21 protein-coding genes are annotated in these 19,879 nt (G+C 54.2%); 17 read left to right on the top strand and 4 right to left on the bottom strand.

The window, feature by feature from the left end; translation table 11 throughout:
- Positions 1–214: 214 nt before the first annotated feature.
- From ACXAH8_RS20545 to ACXAH8_RS20555, 3 genes are all read left to right on the top strand, one after another.
- On the top strand, positions 215–811 hold the full coding sequence (locus ACXAH8_RS20545; protein WP_475220422.1) for a HupE/UreJ family protein: 597 nt from the start codon (positions 215–217) through the stop codon (positions 809–811).
- Positions 727–1,422, top strand: a complete 696-nt coding sequence (locus tag ACXAH8_RS20550; RefSeq protein ID WP_475220423.1) for a HupE/UreJ family protein — start codon at positions 727–729, stop codon at positions 1,420–1,422. The genes ACXAH8_RS20545 and ACXAH8_RS20550 overlap by 85 nt, the downstream gene beginning before the upstream one ends.
- 142 nt (positions 1,423–1,564) lie before the next feature.
- Positions 1,565–2,476, top strand: coding sequence for a hypothetical protein (locus tag ACXAH8_RS20555; protein WP_475220424.1), 912 nt, complete (start codon positions 1,565–1,567; stop codon positions 2,474–2,476).
- 69 nt (positions 2,477–2,545) lie between these two features.
- Here the strand turns inward: ACXAH8_RS20555 and ACXAH8_RS20560 are convergent, their stop codons facing one another.
- Positions 2,546–4,051, bottom strand: a complete 1,506-nt coding sequence (locus ACXAH8_RS20560; protein WP_475220425.1) for a hypothetical protein — start codon at positions 4,049–4,051, stop codon at positions 2,546–2,548.
- 132 nt (positions 4,052–4,183) lie between these two features.
- Between ACXAH8_RS20560 and ACXAH8_RS20565 the strand changes: the two genes are divergently transcribed.
- From ACXAH8_RS20565 to ACXAH8_RS20580, 4 genes are all read left to right on the top strand, one after another.
- Positions 4,184–5,419, top strand: coding sequence for a carbohydrate porin (locus ACXAH8_RS20565; RefSeq protein WP_475220426.1), 1,236 nt, complete (start codon positions 4,184–4,186; stop codon positions 5,417–5,419).
- Between the two features lie 67 nt (positions 5,420–5,486).
- Complete coding sequence (locus ACXAH8_RS20570; protein ID WP_475220427.1) at positions 5,487–6,752, top strand: agmatinase family protein; 1,266 nt, start codon at positions 5,487–5,489, stop codon at positions 6,750–6,752.
- A gap of 58 nt (positions 6,753–6,810) precedes the next feature.
- A complete protein-coding gene (locus ACXAH8_RS20575) occupies positions 6,811–7,617 on the top strand; it encodes a peptidyl-prolyl cis-trans isomerase (protein ID WP_475220428.1) in 807 nt (268 codons plus the stop codon).
- A gap of 2 nt (positions 7,618–7,619) precedes the next feature.
- Entirely contained in the window at positions 7,620–8,612 is a 993-nt protein-coding gene (locus tag ACXAH8_RS20580; RefSeq protein ID WP_475220429.1) for a HupE/UreJ family protein, read from the top strand.
- Positions 8,613–8,891: 279 nt separating this feature from the next.
- Here the strand turns inward: ACXAH8_RS20580 and ACXAH8_RS20585 are convergent, their stop codons facing one another.
- The 3 genes from ACXAH8_RS20585 to ACXAH8_RS20595 all read right to left on the bottom strand — a co-directional run bounded on the left by ACXAH8_RS20585 (position 8,892) and on the right by ACXAH8_RS20595 (position 12,412).
- Positions 8,892–9,845, bottom strand: coding sequence for an autoinducer binding domain-containing protein (locus tag ACXAH8_RS20585; protein WP_475220430.1), 954 nt, complete (start codon positions 9,843–9,845; stop codon positions 8,892–8,894).
- A gap of 207 nt (positions 9,846–10,052) precedes the next feature.
- Entirely contained in the window at positions 10,053–11,321 is a 1,269-nt protein-coding gene (locus ACXAH8_RS20590; RefSeq protein ID WP_475220431.1) for a helix-turn-helix domain-containing protein, read from the bottom strand.
- Positions 11,322–11,689: 368 nt separating this feature from the next.
- Entirely contained in the window at positions 11,690–12,412 is a 723-nt protein-coding gene (locus ACXAH8_RS20595) for a hypothetical protein (RefSeq protein WP_475220432.1), read from the bottom strand.
- A gap of 155 nt (positions 12,413–12,567) precedes the next feature.
- Between ACXAH8_RS20595 and ACXAH8_RS20600 the strand changes: the two genes are divergently transcribed.
- The 10 genes from ACXAH8_RS20600 to ACXAH8_RS20645 all read left to right on the top strand — a co-directional run bounded on the left by ACXAH8_RS20600 (position 12,568) and on the right by ACXAH8_RS20645 (position 19,879).
- Entirely contained in the window at positions 12,568–12,924 is a 357-nt protein-coding gene (locus tag ACXAH8_RS20600) for a hypothetical protein (RefSeq protein WP_142638830.1), read from the top strand.
- Between the two features lie 48 nt (positions 12,925–12,972).
- Positions 12,973–13,386: a thermonuclease family protein gene (locus ACXAH8_RS20605; RefSeq protein WP_475220433.1), complete on the top strand. Its 414-nt coding sequence runs from the start codon at positions 12,973–12,975 to the stop codon at positions 13,384–13,386.
- Between the two features lie 464 nt (positions 13,387–13,850).
- Positions 13,851–14,522, top strand: coding sequence for a lytic transglycosylase domain-containing protein (locus tag ACXAH8_RS20610; RefSeq protein ID WP_475220434.1), 672 nt, complete (start codon positions 13,851–13,853; stop codon positions 14,520–14,522).
- A complete protein-coding gene (locus ACXAH8_RS20615) occupies positions 14,519–14,800 on the top strand; it encodes a hypothetical protein (protein ID WP_475163741.1) in 282 nt (93 codons plus the stop codon). The genes ACXAH8_RS20610 and ACXAH8_RS20615 overlap by 4 nt, the downstream gene beginning before the upstream one ends.
- Positions 14,801–14,803: 3 nt before the next feature.
- Entirely contained in the window at positions 14,804–15,082 is a 279-nt protein-coding gene (locus ACXAH8_RS20620) for a VirB3 family type IV secretion system protein (protein WP_475220435.1), read from the top strand.
- On the top strand, positions 15,075–17,441 hold the full coding sequence (locus tag ACXAH8_RS20625) for a VirB4 family type IV secretion/conjugal transfer ATPase (protein WP_475220436.1): 2,367 nt from the start codon (positions 15,075–15,077) through the stop codon (positions 17,439–17,441). The genes ACXAH8_RS20620 and ACXAH8_RS20625 overlap by 8 nt, the downstream gene beginning before the upstream one ends.
- On the top strand, positions 17,438–17,575 hold the full coding sequence (locus tag ACXAH8_RS20630; protein ID WP_170642037.1) for a hypothetical protein: 138 nt from the start codon (positions 17,438–17,440) through the stop codon (positions 17,573–17,575). Before ACXAH8_RS20625 ends, ACXAH8_RS20630 begins: the two co-directional genes overlap by 4 nt.
- Entirely contained in the window at positions 17,575–18,321 is a 747-nt protein-coding gene (locus tag ACXAH8_RS20635; protein ID WP_475220437.1) for a type IV secretion system protein, read from the top strand. Before ACXAH8_RS20630 ends, ACXAH8_RS20635 begins: the two co-directional genes overlap by 1 nt.
- Complete coding sequence (locus ACXAH8_RS20640; RefSeq protein WP_475220438.1) at positions 18,318–18,818, top strand: hypothetical protein; 501 nt, start codon at positions 18,318–18,320, stop codon at positions 18,816–18,818. The genes ACXAH8_RS20635 and ACXAH8_RS20640 overlap by 4 nt, the downstream gene beginning before the upstream one ends.
- The gene (locus ACXAH8_RS20645; protein WP_475220439.1) at positions 18,806–19,879 is read left to right on the top strand and encodes a TrbL/VirB6 family protein; all 1,074 of its coding nucleotides are present in this window, start codon (positions 18,806–18,808) and stop codon (positions 19,877–19,879) included. The genes ACXAH8_RS20640 and ACXAH8_RS20645 overlap by 13 nt, the downstream gene beginning before the upstream one ends.

Here is a 19,879-nt window from a genome sequence, read left to right on the forward strand (position 1 = left end):
GCAATTATGTCAAATAATGAGGGATGTATCCGTTCCGCTCCCGACACTGCCCGGTTCGAACACCCATAGCCTCAACTGAACCAACCGTTCGTGCGTCGATCAAGGGGGAGTTTTCCTACTGAATGTGCCCACATTTGCTGCTCATCTCAAGTTGAGTTATTCGAATGTGTAACCTATGGTCATCGGAATCTAATTTCAAAAAGGGGCGGTCGTTTTGCCAATCCGTATCACAAACTGCCTAATCGCAATTTCATTCGCCTATTTCACTACAACGTTTGCTGCATACGCCCACTCCGGCGACGGATATGGCGGTGGGTTCGTTGCAGGCTTTACTCATCCGATCCTTGGTTGGGATCACGTCGCGGCCATGGTTGCAGTGGGCCTTTGGGGCGCGTTTCTGGGTGCACCGGCAATCTGGATTTTGCCGGTTGTGTTCCCGCTTGTCATGGCTTTAGGGGCCGTTGCAGGCATAATCGGTATTCCCATCCCTGCAATCGAAACGGGCATCGCACTGTCTGCTGTCGTGTTGGGAGTAATGATTGTATTTGCTATTAGACCGCCGATCTGGATATGTGCTGTCGTCGTTGGCTCCTTTGCAATCTTCCATGGTTATGCACATGGCACTGAACTTCCGGCCACGGTGAATGCATTTGCATATGCAGTCGGTTTCGTCATCTCGACCGGGCTACTTCACCTGGTTGGTATCGCATTCGGATTACTTGTTCGATGGCCGGCCGGCAGAGTTGCTGTCCGCGGCGCTGGGGGGCTAATTGCCTTCGCAGGGATCGCATTTCTTACTGGTGTTGCATAAGGGTGGACGTGTGTAAGCGACTTGTCTACCTTCCTTTGGTGTTCGTAGCTGAGCCCGCGCGGGCGCATAGTGCCATGCCTGGCATTGAAGGATTCTATGTCGGACTGATCCACCCCTTTTCCACACCTCCGCAGGCCCTTCTCATGCTTGGCCTCGGTTTGGTTGCTGGCGGTTTCCAACCTAAAATGGCGCAATGTCTCCTATTCACTTTTCTTTTGGCCAGCCTTGCCGGTTTGCTCATCGCCTTTGGATTTGAAGAACTCGACGCAACAATGTTTGCGGCCGCTTTTGTTGCGTGTTCCGTTGCCGCGCTTTTTCCTGGAATGTGGAGTCCCTTCACCATTGCCCTGATCGGTGTTGGGGCGTTTTTGATCGGTGATGCATCCGTTCCTGACGACGGGCCCATGCGAGACAGGCTGTTCACGATGTCCGGTTCAATGGTCGGCGCGAATGTTGGCTTGTTGTACCTTTTGGGTGCTTTCGTCTTTGTCAGGGAACGCTTCAGAAAACCGTGGGTCGGAGTCGCCTTCCGCGTTGCGGCGGCGTGGCTTGGGGCTGTTTCGCTTTTAATGCTAGCTCTTGGGTTTTCCGATATTGGTCCTTCGACGTAGCCGCAACAATTGCTTTCTCGCCTACACTGTATAGCCAGTCTGTCACTCCGCTATAAACTTGATCCCAGAAGTGTTTCCAACACCCGCGTAGGCAATCGGTGTTGAAGAGCACGTGTGAACGTTGTGAGAAACTTAGTCTACAGTGCTTGAAATTACGCGCCGTTTGGAGTCCTTCTGTTTCCAGAAAATGTTGAACATGGAGCCAGCATTGGAATTCGATAGAACCGCCGCGTTGTACAACCAGATCAGCTTGCCGTTACTTTCGATTGAAGTTGCCATGTTGGTTCTCATAGTAGTTTTGCCCACAGCTGCAATCTGCGGTTACTTTGCAGGCGCCTTGCGAAGAAAGGCTTTAGTCGATGCCGGTAAACCTGTCGATCAGGTCGTAGGAGAAACTACGCTTGGAGCAATTTTGGCGCTTCTTGGGTTGTTGCTTGCCTTCAGTTTCGGCAATGCGTTGACTCTCTCTCAAATGAGGAAGTCTGCCGTCGTCAATGAGTCAGCAGCAATTGGCACGGCCTTCCTGCGCGCTGATTTCTTGCCCGAACCGGGTCGTTTGGAGTTGCAAAGTGCTCTACTTGAATATGCCGAAACAAGGATTCTGCCCGGCGATGGAAGCATAGATACTCTAGAGGCCGCCCAGAACTTCATTGCTCGAACGCTTGATGCCCAGGCAAAACTATGGCCCATTACTTTGCGCGCGACGGATGACCCGGTGCCCGCACCTATCAAGGTTTTTGTAGGTGGCGCAATAAACGATACGATTGATGCACATCTTTACCGCGTGGAAACACTGTCCACTCCTGTATCCGATGTTTCCCAAACGATGATGTTGGCTGCGGCGCTGGTTGCTCTTTTCCTGCTTGGAAACAGGGCTGGCATTGTGGGTCGAAAATTAACCTGGCGGACCTTTGTCTTTTCCGGCGTCTTGCTTGTAGTGATGGCCACCATAATGGATACACAGCGCAGTAGTGAAGGTCTTGTTCGAATTGATGACACGGCTCTCAGGGCAACAATCTTTGATATGCAAAAAACGCTGTTAGAAGGTACGTGACGCATCAGGTCCTGATCCGGCTTGACGTGTCCGTCGCACCAAGTATAGCCGCGGATTGGGGCTCAAGGACTATCGGAGTTGATTGAGTTCAAGCAGTAGTCTTTCATGAATGTCGCTGTCAGGTATCATCGTGACAACTGCACGACCGGCAAAATCTCCAACTTCGGGTAGATCGGCTTTGAGGCGACCATAAACCTCTTGTGCGAGTGTCTTTTGTCCCAACTCAGCGGCGATAGCGCACTGAAAGATGGGTAACCAGAAACTGTCGGCGGGTTCAGGCTCGGAGATCAAGCGCCGTAACTCATCCTTGTCGTTACTTTTCATCGCCTGAACGATATTGGCGGCACGCAGTATGAAACTGTCTCCTTCCGTCATACGCTGTGATTTCCCGGATAGCATCTGAAGCGGAGTATTCGGGCTCAGTGAGCACAGAAAATTCAAGTCATCTGCCGGAGAGCCAAACACCTGTGCCCCCGCAAGGATCGAAAGATCTGTTGTGTCAGCCAGGTCAGCTCCCACCGCATTACTGATGTAGGCGAGTGAAAGCCAAGCATAGGGCTGCATTGGATCGCGTTCAAAGACCCGGGTTGCGGATTCAACCAAACCCTCGTGCAAGATGATATTTTCATCGGTCGCAAAACCGTAACTTGCCCGACGCGCATCAATGTGTAGGGCGTCAATCAGAGGGGATGAAAAGCTTGAATTGCGAGCGTCGCTGAATGCAGAAAGGCTTGATGGCAAGAGCCTGCGATTTTGTGTTGTCATAAACCGAAAAAACGTCATGGCAAGCGCAAGTCGACTGGTCGGTTGCTGTTTTGCGAGTATGTAAGGGATCTCACTTTGCAGCGGATCAGTAAGTGAAGCAACAATGTCCTGGGCGGACACTGCCAAACTGTTTTCAGTCATTTCCGAAAACAATCGCTTCGCCAATATCGCTCCATCGCGCGCATTTATCACCAGAAGTCTTACGCTGTTGCCGGTGATCCGAATATGAGCATGTAGCGGCAGGCCCGTTTCCCGACACATCGCAAGTGCGCGCTCTGGCGAAGATTCCGGCAACCGGTCCGCCTTTAGTGCGCCATCATGAACCAGAGCGGATTGCGAAAATTGCAAGATTAACTCTTTTTCGAGCTTGTGTCCCCAAGCGGGCACCTCTTTGTTGCGGTCTTCTGTTAGCGTCCATGCCAAGGCAGGCGTAGTGTTTTTTGCAGCAATCTCAGAGCCCAATATCGGGTCATTTCGCCGTATATCGATGCGATAACATCCTTTGGGAATAACCAAACGCATTGCCCGGAAGGCGCCGTATGTCTCATAGAAACCGGACAGAGCTTTCCGAAGCCGGCTGACCGCTATACGGGCGTGGGCGTCAGCGTCAGGTTGAAAATCGGTCCCAAGGCCAAGGACATTTTCCGCAATCGCTTCCTGTGTGCACTCAACGTCGCCATCCCGGCCCAAAAACGTGAGCAGCCTGAGATTCATGGGGCTGAGCGTCGATTGCGGATGCGACAAAACAAAGTTTAGCTCGCGTTCCAGCGCTTGTCGGGTTTGTTGATCAAATTTACGACCGTCACTCATGAATACGCCTTAAGATTGTTTATGGATAAAATTATTCTCCCTATCATCCATAATAATGGTAACCTTGGGTAACTTATACCGATCCAGCGACAACTCTACAAATGTCGCAACGCAACGCTGGATCAATCATACATGTTGGCACCAACAAAAACTCAGCGTGTTTTCTCACCAAAAGGGCTGTTCTGGGCTGGTGCGACATTGGTTTTATCTGCCAATCCCGGAGTGACCGAGGAACAACCGCCTTTCGAATACGGTGAGATTTCGGGTGTTTTTGAACCCTATGGTGAGCGTGACGGCTACTGGTCTTTTGGCGGGCTTGATGAAGCGTACCAGAGTTACTCGGATTGGAAAGACCGGCTGTCAGAAAAACACGGGCTGTCGTTTCTGATCGAAGACCGGCTGATTATGCAATGGGCCGACGGCAGCGATGTCTACGACAACGAGCTCAATGTGATCGCGAGGCAAGAGCTGTTTCGCAGCGGCCCCGGAGATTTGTCCTTCAATATCTGGGGTCAATTTGCCAACTCTATTGGCGGAACGACGGCAGGCGAATTTCAAGGCGAACTGGGTATCTTGTCTCCGCTGAATGGAGGTAACTCCGGGCCCGATACTTCAAATCAAATTCTGCAGATGTTCGCCTTTGAGTATATAAACCCTGACGAAACTTGGAGGATCCAGGCCGGCAAACTGGCTTTGCGGACGTTGATCAACCTGAACCGTTACGCCAACGGCGACAGCGAAATGTTTTTCTCGCCGATGCTCGGGAACAATCCCGTTGTCCCCTACACTGCACTTCTGGGGCTTGGGGTATACGGCCAATATCGGACCGACGCCTGGTCAATTGCCGGTCTGGTCCGTGCACCTGATACTGATCTCGGCCTGTCGACGGATGCGTGGCAGGACGGGAACCGCGGGTATGCGGTTGAATTTGCGCTGACCCCGACGATCCCGAACCTTGGGGATGGTGTATATCGCCTAACTTGGTCGCTCGACGAAGAAAACGACGCCCTTCCAAGGATGGAGACATGGTCGTTGAGTGCTGATCAGGACATTGGTGATCGAATAGGCGCCTTTTTTCGCTATGCGTGGGCTGACCAGACGTTCCGTGATTTTGATCGCCGCCTGGCGGTCGGGTTTCAGGTCAAGAAACCGTTTGGGTTTACCTACGACCGGATTGGCGTCGGCGGATGGTGGGGCAATCCTACGGACGATACGTTGAATGACGAACGCGGGCTTGAGTTTTTCTACAAAGCGCAGGTTAGCCCCTTTCTTGAAATCACGCCTGATCTGCAAGTTGTCTTTGACCCTGCTCTCAGCGACGCGAATACCGATGTGATCATCGGTTTGCGACTTCGACTTGTCCTTTAATACAGCGCACGAGCACTGCGTGCGTTGCGCGACATCGGTAGACAAAAAAAGGAGCACTGAAATAGTTATGACCCGTTTTGCCCTCATCATCGCACTCATGGCCGGGGTTATGCCGCAGATCTCCTCAGCTCAGGGGACGCCTGACTGCGACTATCCTGATGGCCTGAAAGATGTCATCCCCGAATGCACCGGAGACCCGGTAATCAGCCTTGATCCCAACAGTCCGACCTATGACATCTGGCGCCAAAAACGATCTGATCTTTCAGAGGGGCGAGACCCCGGTCCGATCAATGTCCAACGCTATGAAGGCGGCTTCGCATGGAGCGGGATTCCAACATTCTTCCACGCACCTGTCGCTTTAACCCCCGAAGACCTTGCTGCCGGTGAGGTCGATGTAGCGATCATGGGGGCCGAGATCGGAAGCGATCAGCGCGCCCGCACGTGGGGACCTGCTGCATTGCGGGACCCGCGCAGTTCTGACGTCTGGCTGACATGGGGGTCGTTTGCTGTTCCGCATATGGGAACTTTGATCCAACCGTTCGATCATGTTTCTGTCGTAGATTACGGCGACGCAGCGCATGAGGCCTTTGCAATTGAGCGTACGGCCTATGTCGTCCGCGACCTTGTCCGTGAGATTGCCAGCGTTCAGCATGAAGATGGGCGCAGGACGATCCCGTTCATCGTTGGCGGCAGTCATGCGCTGGAATACCCCAACGTTGCGGGTTTGACGGATGTCTATGGTGTAGGCAATGTTGCCGTTGTGCATATCGACGCCCATACTGATACTGCAGAGCCTCTGTTTGGCCATTTTTTGACTCATGGCAGCCCGGTCTACAAGTTAGTAGAGGAAGGGCTTGTTCCAGGTAAAAACTACATCCAGGTCGCCGTCCGTGGCTGGTATCCGGGTCGCGCAGGCTTTGAATGGATGCGCAAGCACGGCATGCAGTATCACACGATGTTCGAGATCGAAGACCGCGGGTGGGAAGTTGTGCTGGATGAAATTATCGCCGAGGCCCAGTCGGTTGCCGACTATGTTCATGTCTCCTTCGACATTGATGCTCTGGATCCAAGCTTTGCACCAGGGACGTTCACGCCGGAACCGGGTGGCCTTACCATGTTGCAAGCCATGCCAATGGTGCGGCGGCTTTGCCATGAAACCAACCTGGTGGGTTTTGACATGGTCGAGATTAAACCGGAAAGCGATCCGACGGTCATGACCGTACAAAATGCAAATCGTCTGATGCGCGAATGCCTTGTTGGATTGGCCCTGAAACGCGCCGGTATCACCGAACCGAACTATGTCGCGCCTCTGGTGCTCGATGACGGTAAGTGATCCAACGGGACCGTTGTCGAGTGGCGAAAAGTCAACGGCATCACTCAGCAAGGGGCTGATGGCGCTGTGGCGTTGGCTAAAGGTTACTCCGCTAGCACAATTCTTGCTGGCGGGCGCTTTTATCTTTGCTCTCGACCGTTGGGTAGACGGCACCGGAGCTAAGACAATCATTCTCGATGAGGCATCAGTAGGTCAACTGATCGCCACACGCGAGGCTGAGTTGGCACGACCGCTATTACCGATGGAACGCGACCAGCTTTTGCAAGCCTATGTCGACAACGAAATCCTGTTTCGCGAAGCGCTGAATCTGGGCCTGCATGAAGGTTCAGAGGCGCGCAAAATGCTCACGCGCAAAATGCAGTACCTACTTCGGGAAGATGTACCGGAACCGACCGAACACGAACTGCGACAGTTCCATCAGACCAACACCGAACGTTATGGGCAACCTCGTTCAATCGCGCTGGATCAGATTTTCTTTGCAGATGGAGGCGCACAAAGAGCAGAGGTCGCATTGTCCAGCCTAAAAAGCGGGGCGGATCCTGAATCCCTTGGCGACAAGGTTAATTTTCTACCGCGCAGTTTCGGGCGGGCAAGCGAAAGTGAGGTTGCTGTTTTTCTGGGGTCCAAAGCCGCACGCGAAGTGTTTTCTTTGTCAGAAGATGAGTGGACTGGTCCCATCGCATCGCAACATGGACTTCATCTGGTTCGGGTTGTTCAGCGTTTTCCCGCGCAGGGCGCAAGATTTGAAGATGTCGTTCAGTATGTGCGCGAGGATTGGCACCTGGACCAGTTGCGCGCCAGTCTCCGCTTGCGACTTGATGAACTCAGAACCGGTTACGATATCGAAATCCGGGGGCAAGACTAGACATGCTGAAAGCGGTTTGCATTGGGATCGTTGTGTTTGTCTCAGCTATTATCCTGCAAACGTTCGAGGCGCAGGCCCATGAGTATGGCCTCGCAAAGGCGGCACTTATCGAGTTGGAGCCCGGCGTATATCGCCTGGAAGGCAGCATTCCGTCGGGTGTTTCGTATGTCTATCAACCTCCCATTTTGCCAGAGCGATGTTCGTTGATAGGGTCAGACGCGGACCACCGTGCCGTCGATGGCTTCCGATTTGAGTTTAAATGCGACACTCGGCCTCTTTCTGCAACCGACCAATTGCGGTTGCCCTGGGACAGATCCGGCGTCCTGTTGACGGCACAGTGGAGCGACGGCATTTCCGTTCAATCCTTTATTCCCCGTGACGGGGAAACCATTGCAATCGACATGGCGCATCTGCAGGCGGGGTCAGGAGATTGGAAGTCCGCTTTTTCTCGCTACGTTTCTCTGGGCGTTGAACACATTCTGAGCGGTGCCGACCACCTGGCGTTCGTTCTCTGCCTCTGCTTGCTTGCCAGCGGTTGGCGACTGATCAAGCTAGTGACGGCATTTACAATCGGTCACTCAGTGACGCTGGGTCTTGCATCTTTGGGGTGGATTGCGCTTCCGGCCCCTCCGGTTGAAGCCTGCATCGCACTGTCCATCGTGTTTTTAGCAAACGAAGCAATCAGCCGTCACAGCACTGGCCATAGTTACCTGATTACGGCCGGCTTCGGCCTTCTGCATGGCCTTGGATTTGCAAGCGCAATCAAAGCGATTGGAGTGGGTCGTGAAGACATTCTTCTCAGTCTGTTTGCTTTTAACATCGGCGTGGAAATCGGGCAGATACTGTTTGTAGCAGCAGCGACATCCCTGTTTTTTGCGCTCAAGCGCGTCAGCCTGCCCTTACCTCTTGTGCAGAGATATGTTGCTTTCTCGCTCGGTAGTCTTGGAATGTTTTGGACGTTAGATCGCATGGCCGGGATTATCGATTTTGCCTAAAGGGCTTGGATTACTACGGCAAAGCTTAACCCCAGTGCAAGTTGTCCCTCGATCAGTAAATACACCTGTGGTCAGGGTCAGGAATCATAACCAGTAGGCGAGATTACTGTGAACACGACAGCTGGTAGGAAGACCTTTGGACAGCGGACAAAGTGAGTTGCCACGCACCTCAATTCAATGTTTGTTTTGCAATACTTCATATATCAGCCGTATTGAGCACAGGCCCAAGAGCTACTGATGGCTGCAAAATATTGTGAAGAGGGGCTCGGCCGACCTAGTTCACAGATATCTGATCCATAGGGCTCGATCGTCTGAATCTCCAACCACTTCGCTAATTTCAGCTGGGTTAAGGCCAAATTCCGCAACCAAATCTTCGACCTGAACCGATCGGAAGCTATCGAGACTTCGTACAAGCCTCCCTTCTTCGAAGGCGATTAGCTCGTGAGATTTGCCGGACCAACGGACGATCCCGCCGCAGAGCGTCCGATGTTCGATATCGACCAGTTCTGCCACTGGGTCTGCAAAGAAATCGCTCCATTTGAGAAATCCGGTACTGACTGCACGTGCAACTGCTTGTTCGATCGTCCGGCTTTTGAGCTTGGTGGTAATCGAAGATATCAGCGCATCCACCGTTCGGGCGGAGTTGCCCGTCTGTTTGGCAATGACAGACGGTATCAACCCCGACGCAAGCATCATCAGGACATCCAACTCATCAGCAGACAGGGAATCCGAAGGGAAGTTGAAGACGGTTTCGATGACGTCCAGTGCAAGCAGATGCAGGATCTGGGCTTCGTGGCGCAGGGCAGGAAGCATTGTCGCGATCAATGCCTCCCATTCGGCGCGAGGTGCATTTGATGTGACGGTAAACACGCCGCGCTCACCAAAAGGATTGATGACCGGAATAGTCAGGCCGTTGCGGCCAACGCCGAATTTTCTGGCGGCCTCAAAGAGCGATGCATAGTCGGATTGGTTGTCAAACGCAGCCCAATCAATCGGAGCGATCATGGTAGCACCGAACCGAATGAGGGGATCGGCCAGGATCAGATCGTTTTCGACATAATGTCTGGTCCATTCTTCCGAAAACGTGGTGCAGCCGTGAACGATGTTCTGCGACTTGTCGATATGGGCATAAGACGCATTCTCAAATCCAAACCTGTGGCAAATCTCCTGAAGACGTGCCTCCCCGGTTTGCCGGAAATCCAACTCAGACCTGCCAATATCCGCAATTTTCATTGATATTCTTTCTGTTCCGCGCTGCCGTCGAGGTCGCATAGCAACCTAAAGCTGAACAAACCACTCGGGATTTCCCGTAGCCAATCACACATACGAATACAGTTCTGTTCTGGAGGCAGAGACAGAGCGGAAACCTGCCGACTGGATATGTAGAATTGACAAGCTGGCAACGCAAACCCCATCGCGTTGTGAAACGTTCTTTCCACCCTAGCGAAGTCCATGTTCCTCCTCCCGCGCTTTTCGGGCCAACAGCCCCATGAAACTGGAAATCAGGTTCAACTCTCCGCGTTCATCTGCCTGAACCATACCGCGAAGATATCCTCCCGGATTGACGACCTGTGGCAGTTTCGGATCACTCAGCCTTGCGTCTGTGATCACTCCAGCCAGGATCGCACCCATGAGCGTCAGTCGATTGATCGCCTCATGCCAGGCGGAGATGTTTGTGCCGATCTCAGACAATCGCGACCAAACACCGATCTCGATCGCACAGAGTGTTGGACTGGGGTTCTGATCGCCACCGCCCGCGATATCGATATGCATGCGCAGCTCGAGTGAAGCCAGCTCATAGAGAATACGATTGTTCACTCGAGGCAGCTTTTGAATATTGCACGCCGCCGTATCCGTTGGATGATTGCTTTCTAAGCAATGCGCAGGGCCGTCAGGCCCGGAGCCAGAACAATCTGGTTCCGAGGCTTCAGCCGAGGGCATTGAACTCTCGCCATCGGAGTTACAGGACAGAATTTTTTCTTCAATTTGGTCTTGTATATGGGACCCGAAACAAGCTTCGGGCGCACCCGAAATTTCACTGGGTTTAGCGACAAGATCTTCGATGCTTTTCCAAAGATCATGAGCGGCCTGAACATGGCATTTCAGCCGATCCAGCGACATGTATTTCAGCTTGTCAGAACGCGGCCAGGACCGAAATGCCTCCATCATGTCTTCGGCACATTCGGGAGGGCAGGGGAGAGAAACGAGCACCGCCAGGCTGTGTTTCACATATCGGTAAAGGCGCGACCGATCCCCGCGCAGAGCGTCATGTTCTTTCTTGTCTGCCTTGTTTTGTGCTTCCGCGTCGAGCATCTCGGGAATGAGGTTCAGGGCGGGTGTCAGGAAGAGGCCAAGCCCCTTGCGCTTGCACCGCGCCCCATTGGCACCAAGCCTGCGTTCAATGAGGCCAATGGCCTCCAGGGTGCGTTCGTGATTGTGGATCGTCCGATCTGTCAATCCGCGCCCGGCAATCTGCGTTTCCTGACGGGCATAGCAAAAGGGTTCCTGAGACGGATCGCGAAACGCGCTTGGAGAGATCATGTCGATGATGATTTCAAAGGTGCGAATGCACTGGGCCGATGCGCCTCTGATCTGCGCGTAGCAAACGCAGAGTTGCCGAAACCGGTCCCGATTCCAGCCGTCTGGCAGGCCGTTGTGGAAGCGCTTCGGGTCTAGGAACCGGGCGGTCGAGATCTGTCGGAAACTCATGGCTTCGACCTCGACAGGCGTGACTCCGGTAGCCCTGCAGGATGTCGCGCGGTGGTAACTTGGATCGTAAGGAATTGCTTCATGGTTTGTTTCTCGTTTGCGAAGCAAAGCGGGTCGAACTTCGGCACTGAGACAAAGAAAATCCATTCGCACAGATGCGTTTATCCTTGTCAGATTTTTGGGAGTTTCCTATAAATCAGGTGATCAAACGTGACTTAGGAAGATCCCCGCTGAGGCCCCGCCTTGCGGGGGTTTTTTGTTATTGGGGTCGGGTATTTCCTCTGGGCCAGACTGCCTTGTGGGCAAATGCAGTCGACAATTTCTGCCGCTAAGCCAGGATCATCGCATCCTGATGGTTAGCGCGCCCGTCAGTATTTGACCAACTCGTAATCGCTGATCCCAAATGTGTCGGTCCATTCCACCCCGACGCCACGAAAGTAGCTGGGAGGTTCGCAACGATTGCCAAGTGGCAGCCAGGACGGAATAGGAGCGGGGGCTGTCTCGGACCACTTAAAGCTCGCATTACCGTCATAGCTACCAACGACCAGATCAAGCGAACGCTCGCAATCTCCCTCCCGTGAGCGACGGCGGTAGCTGTAGTGTCGCACATCCCAAACCCTGATGGATCTGACAACGTCGAAATCGGGTGAGGAAAGATCGACGCTAATCGGTGTGGCTTGAAAGCTATCGCCAGGCTGGCCATGAAATGCCTGGATCTCTTCTGTTGAGATCGCAGCATCTACCAGCAATGGCTCTGTCGTATCGTCAGATGGAAGCTCTGGAATAGGGCTGGCACTGTTGCCTTTGATTGCGCCCAGCCTTTCCATGGGGCTCAAGCCTGAGAAGCTCTCTGAAGCGTTCATTGGACAGCGCCACAGTTGCAGCGGCGGTTCGACCGGGTAGGGTGTGATGCGCCGAATGAACTCCGCCTTGGCTGCGACGCAATCAGTCGAACTTGGCCAACCTCCGGCGAGGCAAAGGAATATGGCACAGTCAATTGGATAGGCACTGGCCTGCGTGGCCGGCAGTGCAGCGAGTGCAACTGCAAGGGCCTTTGCGCGAGTTCTATTTCCGGATTTTGAGTGTTTCAAGATGGTCTCTCCTGCTTGCGAATCGCCTAAGCAATATCCGGCCAATATATTTCTGACAATCCAATATCGTATATTGGCGTACTTTCTTATATTGACGTAGATTGTGTTTTAGTCCACAACTTTTGGATGTAGAAGACGGCCCATAGGGGGTCGTCATGGCGGACAACAAGAGACAATACACTGTGGTAACCATCGAGATGGTCCGGGGCCTGAAAGAAGATCAGGTTCCCTTTACATGCCGCTACGAATTTATCGGACTCGCTTCCCTTGGACGACCTAAGTACCACTGCATTTACAGCTCGCCGAACTATGTCGGAGCCTTGTGCAAGTCGAAGATCTCTCGAGCGGGCGCTGAGCCCAGAGAGTTCGATCTTTGGCCGGGTCTCTTCAAACATCATCAGGAATTTGGTGATGGGCGCATTCTCTGCGTCAAATCTGACTACACGATCGAGTCGATTACCCCAGAGGGTCTCGAAGCAGCTCAGGCCCTGGACGCGAAATCCAAAACCTGATCGTTCACGTTCGAGAACCTGCCTCATCAAAATACTGGGGCAGGGCACATGAAACGGCTCTTGCTTCTCAGCGCTGTGCTCGCGTCTTTGTTCATTGCTGCGGTTTGGATTGAACCATCAAAACAAACAAAGACCCTGAGCGCATCCGAGGTGATTGCCGTTGATGGTGACACCATCGACCACGGTGATGACCGCTACCGCCTCATCGGTTTCGACACACCTGAGACTTACCGGCCGCAATGCGTAGCTGAAAAGGCTCTGGGACTGCAAGCGAAAGCAAGGCTGAAAGAGCTCATCCAGACGGCGGGCCAGATAGAGTTGATCATCCAACCGGAGCTAGACGTGCATGACCGCTTCCTGGCGGTTGGGCGTGTGGCTGGGCAGGACGTCGGGACCATCCTGATTTCCGAAGGTCACGCGCGACCATACAGCGGTGGTAAACGCCGGTCCTGGTGCAGCTGAAGGAAAGGATCAAACAACGACTTGATGACCAAAAAACGAAACTATTGAGCAATGAGCGGTCCTGTCGATTGCGCCAACAACCGACAGGACAAGAAACGCCCTAAATCCATCCGGGCATTCCTTCAACATCAAGAGAGAACTGTACTATGGTAAAAACAGTAGTCCTAGATGCCAGTCCTAAATTGGACAGCACCGCACCAGAGTCAATGGGTGCAACCCTTGACAATCTGTCTGCACCTCCGACCGCTTAGCGCTGTCTGGCGATCGAGGCGCGCGGGACATCCCGACATTACAGCCAAACTTTCTGGCTGAGAGACCCAAGCTGAACAACGGCTTGGTGAGGAGCTTGTGACGGGCGTTGCGCTGTGTCGGAGCCCTGAATCCTATGTCTCCGCAGCGCCCGCGCTTATGCCTCGTAATGACTATTATGTAAACTTTACTGACCTATTTGTGAGAGCGAACTCGTGAGCAGCTTTTCCAAAATCTTCACTGAAAACGGACGCCAGCTCAACGCCATTTGGTCTTTGTTGGCGCTCGTCGGAACCGACGTCACCGCCCAGGTCATCGAATACGAGCCTGATGGCAGCGTGTTTCTGAACGGTGCGCGAGCGGAAATCTATGATGGCGTCGTTCGCCCAATCCGGATGCGTGAGTACACGCTTGATGAAAAACCGGAAGCGCCGAAGGCCAAGCCACAGGAAAAGATTGAGATTGCGGGAAAAGCACCGCGGCCTCGCAAAGCCTCTGGTGGTTGGTCGCAGGACCGGATCGTCAAAGAAATTCACGCAGCGGCGGATCGGCATGACATTCCGGCTGAGCTGTTCATGGCGCTGGTCTGGCAGGAAAGCCGGTATCGGGCTGATGCCCTGTCGCCCAAGGGTGCCTACGGCTTCGCGCAGCTCATGCCGGGAACGGCAAAAGACCTGGGCGTGAACCCAAGAAACCCTGCAGAAAATCTCGACGGTGGCGCACGCTATTTGGCGGCGCAGTACCGCGCGTTCGGAACCTGGAAGCTGGCGCTTGCCGCCTACAACGCCGGGCCTCACCGCGTCGTCGAATACGGCGGCGTCCCCCCCTTCACCGAAACCCGCAACTACGTGCGGACAATCCTAAGCAAAGTGAGCACTTCCTCATGAACAGAACCCACTTCATCCAACAGACCGCGTTCTTCGCGCTGGCTCTGATTGTCGTTAGTGCTGCACCGGCCTCCGCTGGCTGGCTGCAAGATGCCATTGGCGATTTCATCAACGAAACACTGGCCGACTCGAAGGTTGTTGGCGTGAGCCTGGCCGCTGTTGGCTTCATCTGGGGTTGTCTGGCTTACGTGTTCGGCTGGGGTTCTCTGAAGGGACCAGTGGTCGCAATCGTTGTCGGTGCCGTTATCGGCCTCGCTGATACGTTCATCGGAGCCTGATTGATGCCGCGCCGAAACACGGTCTTTCGCGGCCTGAACCGCCCCGCGGAATGGGGCGGCCTGCCCGTAATCTATCTGCTGGTGATCCTTGGGATGACCATGCTCTCGTTCTTCATGTCCGGGATGGCGCCAGCAGTCATTGCGGGTTTTGTTTTCTATACCGGGCTGCGCCTCTTTTACGAATGGGAACCGGCTTTCTTCCGCGTCCTGTCCGTAACCCTTTCCAAAACTCCGCGCACCAAAAACCGCCAACACCACGGGGGAGATTACTATAGTGCCTAAGCCTGCTGCCCGAGGCATGTGGACCCTTGCCCGCTCGTTGATCGAGCCGAGCTGGCGCAAGGATGAAATGAGCCTCTTTCAGATGTTGCCTTATGGCTATGTCGTGAACGATGAGGTTATTTCCACACGCAACGGTGGCCTTATCGCCGCTGCAGAAATCACCGGAATCAACGCAAACACGCTGGACGAAAACGAGTTCGAGTTCCTGGCCGAACGGTTTGAGCGTGTGTTGCGCACAACACCCAATGAGGTGGCATTTTATGTTCATCGACTGACCGTCCCGGCTGAGACTGGTCATGTCATCACAGATCCAACCGGCTTTGCCGGTGCAGTGGCTCAGGCTATGCGCTCAGCGTCCGTCGATGCCGAGCTGAAAGAGCGCAAAATCATCATCAGCGCCATTCTGCAAAAGCGCCAGGATGAACGCGCAAAACAGATCTTCGGCATGTCGTCCGGAACGATCGACGAGGAACGCCGTGAAATGATGGAACAGCTCGACGGTGTGTTCACAACACTGGCGGGCACGCTGGGCGAGGCCCGTGTGCGCCGGCTGAAGCTCAGCGAGGGGCGTTGGCTCGGCTATTATGGAATGCTATTGAACGGTCGGTATCAGCCGATCATTCACACGAACATAGCAGAACCCATCGCCTTCAACATGCCGCAAGAGGATGTGCTGTTTCAGGGCAAGATCGGCAAACTGGTTACGGGCGACGATCAGGAACGCTCCATCCGTGTCTATTCCCTGAAGAATTACCCGATGGCTTCGTTCCCCGGCATTTTCGACGGGCTGGACCTGCCGGTTGATGTTGTGATTTCGCAATCCTTCCTGCCGATCAGCCGCGCCCAGGCGCAGGAATTGGAACGTCGCAAGTCAGGACAGATGCGCTCGGCTGGCGACAAAGCGACGTCGTTGCAAGAGGATTTGTCCATTCTGGCCGATGGGATTGCTTCGGGCACGATGTCTCTTGGTAAGCACCACCTGTCGATCTGCGTGTTCGGGGCTGAGGAAGATCTGAAAACAGCCGAAAAGCATATCATCGGTGAAATTCAGATTTCAGGCGGCACGGTCAAACGCGAAGCGATGTCGGCGCGGGCGGTGTATTTCGCACAGCATCCCGGCAATTTCGCATTCCGCGCCCGTGAAGAACTGATCACAGATCAGAACTTTGCAGACATGGTAGCGTTTCACATGCGGCCAAAGGGTCTGCCTGAGAACAAGCTGCCTTGGCCTGGACCTCTGGCGACGTTCCCGACCACACATGGCGACAGCTACGATGTTTCGCTGCACTTGCCCAAGACAAGCTCGGATGCGGAAAACCTGCCATCCGGCCATACTATCGTTCTGGGACCAAACGGATCGGGTAAGACCGTGATTGCAATGCTGCTGGCAACAATGGCGGTTGCACAGGGCGCGCGGATCATCGCTTTTGACAAAGACCGGGCGATGGAAGCCCCCATGCGGGCACTCGGCGCACAGTACACTCGCGTTCGCGTTGGCGAACCCACCGGCATGAACCCTTTCCAAACGGAAACGGATGAGGCTGGGCAAAGCTGGCTCGCCAATTGGGTCACAGCCTTGATGAGCTATGACGAAAAGCTGACCGCCGGACAGAGAGATGAGATCACGCAAGCCTGCCAAGCCAACGCCACCCTGCCCCCACAGCTCCAGAACTTCGATTCACTGGTAGATCGGTTCAGAGCCTTTGACGACAACAAGAACCTGTTCAAGCGGGCTAGCGAATGGGCAGGTGACGGGCGGTTGTCGTGGATGTTCGGTGAAGGTGGCACAGATCCGTTTGCCTCTGGCGACCGGCATCTTGTGTTCGACATTTCCGAGGTTCTGGATGACGAGTTGGTCCGGCTGGCGTGGATCAGCTACGTCATGCGCCAGATCGAGCGCCGGTGTGCCTCTAAGGTGCCGACTGTCTTCGTCATTGATGAAGCCTGGGTGATCGCTGGCAATCCTTACGGCGCGGAAATCCTCAAGAACGCCTACACCACGTATCGGAAGCTGAACGTCATGATGATGATGATGACGCAGATCCCCGATCACATCCTGTCGTCAGCGGCCAGTAAGTCGATCCTGGAAAACACCAGCACGCAGCTCTTGTTCCCGTCCCGATCCGGCAATGAAGCGGATTACCGGGCAATCGGTTTGAACGATGCAGAGCTGGGTGCATTGCGGGCGCATTTTGGCGACCGCGTGATGCTCATGAAAAAGGGTGATGAGAGTGTCTGGCTCGATGTCGATGTCGGCGCACTCGGCCCTCTGCTTCGTGTTCTGAGCGGATCAGACGGCAAGTCGTTCCCTGATCCGGAATGGCGTCAAAACCCCAACTTCTGGAAGGAAATCACATGAAATCTCGCCTTATCCTCGCCCTCGTTGTTCTGGCCGCTGTTGCCGCCTGCACCAACACCTATTCGGGCTATCGCAGCAAATGCGCCTGCGACTTTGAGCGCATGACCCCCCCTGAAAACATGGAGCTTGTCTAATGAACGTCCTGAAAACCCTTCGCACTACCGTAGCCGTCACCATTCTGACCGCCCTGCCCATCATGGCGTCGGCCCAGGGTGTTCCGACCATCGACGCCACAGCCATTACACAAGACGCCGCCAACTCCGCCAAGGAAGTTGCTGAAATGGTTCGCCAGTATGAGCAACTGTTGCAGCAGTATGAAAAACTCGAACAGCAGCGCGCCATGCTGGAAAACTCCTTCAAAGCCATTACTGGCTTGACTGACCTGGACGAGTTCAACAGCCGCAGCTTTTTGAAACTGGCGACTGCCGCCGACACGCTCGGCTATGCGCTTGATGCGGCAGAAGGTGGTATCTCCGGCCTGCCCGATGTCGCTGCACAGGCAATGGAACGCCGCTCCATCAATCTCGGTTTGGGCGACGGCATCCTGTCTGAGTTTAACGGCTCGGACGTACCAGCTCGTCGCATCCTCTCAGAACGTGGTGGTGCTGGCCTGATGGCGTCTGCTCTGGGTGAGAACGGCTACGATATGGCCGGTCAACTTGCAGAAGATGCGGAAGAACTGCGCAGTGAAATCGGCCAACAGGAAGATCTGAAGGAAGCCATCGACTACAATACGGCGGTTTTGATGAAACTCCTGCAAGTTGAAATTGAAATCTTGCGTGCAACCTCGGCTAATGCTGTAGCGACTGGCACGGATCTGGCTGCAAACGCAGCGGATCTAAAGACGCTTAGCAATTACGCAAGAGGAGAAACCCAATGAAATACCGCACCACTTTCACCCTGACCATTGTAGCCGCCGCCGTTTTAGCGGGGGCTGCGTCGGCTCAAGTAAAACTGCGTCCCACGCCAAATGTTGATTGGCCCTTTGGCGAGTATCGGGTGTGTTTCGGAAATACAGGCGTCAACAACGTCGCCAAACAGTTTGTCAATGAAGATCAAGCGCGTATGGCCGATGCGGGCCAACCAGCAGACAAACAATATCTGGTGAACAATTGGTCAGTCGCAATCCTCAATGAACAGATAATCGCTGCACATGAGTACACGGCAGAACAATGCCGGTTGCGAAAAGCCGGTGAAGAGTTTGATACGGAATGCCCACTCGGAAATATGAGCCGTACCGCCGCAATGAATGTTGTTGGTGCAGATAACCCCGAATTCTGGGGTCAACCTTCATCGCAAAATGCTGACCTAAAGAAGGAGCAAAAGGCTAGGCTGAACAATCTCGGTCCCGTGTTACAGGAGGCATGTGGGCCGTGATCCAGGATTTCGTCAGCTCGATTGAAACTGCGATCAACAACTTTTCGCAGCAAGCTTATAACAGCCTGGCGGCGGATCTTGCATCCGCCCTCTGGGCAATTGCTGCGCTGATCTTTGTGGCGATGCTGATCAACGGCGTACTTCAGATCAGAGAAATAGGGTTGGGTGGTTATATCGGCTGGCTCATTCGGGCGACGATAATCATCGGAATGGCCTCAAGCTGGTCCTTTTTTCAGCCAATCTATCAAGGCGTTCAAACCTTGCCGGACAGCATTGCCGGGGCGCTCACTGGCACCACAAATGTATGGCAGGCGCTCGATGAGATTGCGCTTCAATGCTTTATTATGGGTCAAACAGCTATCGAGAACGCCACGTGGGGCTTGAGCATTACAGGCGCAATCTTGTGGGTTGTCGGGGCGGTTATCGTCGCCTTTGGCACTGGCATGGCACTAATCGCCAAGGGCGGCATGGCAGTCCTTCTCGGTTTGGCACCCGTGTTCATTGCAACGCTTTTAAGCTCGGCAACTGCAAACATCTTTGCCGCATGGGCGAAAACGACCGTGGGCCTCGTCATGGTCATAGTTGTGCTGACAGGGATTGTCTCGCTGATCCAAGCGCTTTTCGCCTCGGAGCTTGGTTCCTTGTCTGATGTCAATGATATGGAAGCCAGCGGGCGTTTTCTTGCAATCTGTATCGTCGCTATCGTCATGCTTACACAGATCCCATCCCTCGCTGGGGGAATGTCAGGAGCTATTGTGTCAGCGTCATCGGGCCTTGCCGTTGCAACCGGTGCTGCAGCAGCCGCCAGAGGCGCGCTGGGAACAGCAGTTGATGGCGGGCGTGGCGCGGTGGCCGGTGGCAAAACCGCCGCTGCGATGGCTTCTGCAGCCCGCGACGGGACCGGCATTCGTGACAGCGCGTCTCGCGCAATGCAAGCGCGTCGGGACATAGCGCACAGAGCCCGCAATCAGGATGGGGCGGCTCGTCAGAGCTACGCCGCTGACCGCTATCGGCAGAGCATTCGAGCTGCTCGCGAAAAGCCACAACAAAAATCGTCGTAA

The organism is Ruegeria sp. ABV3_008 (assembly GCF_056161185.1).